At 64.1% G+C, this 1,319-nt stretch carries 1 pseudogene; it reads right to left on the minus strand.

What is annotated here, in order from left to right:
* Positions 1 to 1,319: pseudogene (locus tag FFS57_RS25550) on the minus strand (hypothetical protein); the annotation flags it as partial.

Consider the following 1,319-nt stretch of genomic DNA (forward strand, 5'->3'; position numbering starts at 1 on the left):
CCGGCCGTGACCTGGCCCGGTACGGCGCCGGTGACCGACAGCCAGTTGGCGATGCGCGGTGATGGGTCTTTGGGACTGCTGGCCTGGCCGGTGTAGTTCAGGAACCCGGTCAGGCCATTGTTGGCTGCGGAATTGAGGCTGGCCAGGCTACCCAGCGTGACGCCCCCCGCCAGCCGATTGATGGCATAGCTGGCGAAGTAGTTGGGGCTTTGGCTGTAATCGCCCTCTGCCTGCGATACACAGCCGCGCCAATCCCCCACTTGCAGCACCCCCAGCGGGGCACGCACGCGAATGGTCGCGGCCTTATAGCGGGCATCCTTGAAATAGCTGGCGATGCCGGGGCCACAGTCCCCTAGCTGATTGACGGGTGGGGTGGCGCTGGGGTTGTAGTAGGTCGCCAGATTGCTTTCGTTGATCTGGACCAGTTGGCCGCCCTGCTCGACGTGGCGCTGGATGCCGGAGATGGTGGAGATGGCATCCAGCCGCGCCATTTCCTGCCAGATGTAGGATTCGTAATGCGAGGCGCTATAACCGAACAGCAGGAACACGTTGCGGTCCGGGCGGCCGGTGTCGATATTGACGCTGCGGCTTTCGCCGCCCGGTACGTCGGTCAGGAAGCCCACCCGGTACACCGCGTACGGTACGTCGAACAGGTACGATACCCGCATCTGGGTCGCGGTCAGGCCGATGTGGTTGCCGGATTCGCCGCTCTCGCCGGCCAGCTGGCCGATCAGTTTGCCGGCATCGGTGATGTAGCGCATGTAGCGCAGGCCGGTCAGGTGCAGGAACTCGCCCTCGATCTCTTCCGGGGCGCTGTTGGGGTCGGCGGTGGTGGCAATGCGTTTCAGCAGTTGCGCGGTGCGCCGTTCCAGCAAGGTGTCCGACGCCTGATGGGCATAGGCGAACAGTGCATGCAGGTTGGCGGCGCTGATGTTGCCGCGGAACTCCTTGCCGCGCACCAGGTTGATCTCCGGCAGTTTCAGTTCCAGGCCCAGGTTGTCGTTGACCACGCACAGGTTGCGGTAGCTGGTGCCCGCCTGTACTTCCACCCCGTCCACCTTGATCGACGACAGCACCTTGATGCTGCACGGCGCCGCCTGCTGGCCGGGGTTGTTGATCCAGTGCTGCAAGGCGGCCTGGTTGGCGGCATCCAGCCCTTTGAAGGAGAGCGTCAGCCGCTTGGTGGCCAGGTTGGGCATCATCAGGGTCACGCCCATGCCCGGTATCCCGACCCCGCCAATGCGTAATTGGTAGCGATGGCTATCCGGCAGGTGCGCGGTGTCCGGCAGGTTGCTGTTGCTCCACTTGCTGTATTGCAG

The sequence above is a fragment of the Chitinivorax sp. B genome, assembly GCF_005503445.1.
Taxonomy (GTDB): Bacteria; Pseudomonadota; Gammaproteobacteria; order Burkholderiales; family SCOH01; genus Chitinivorax.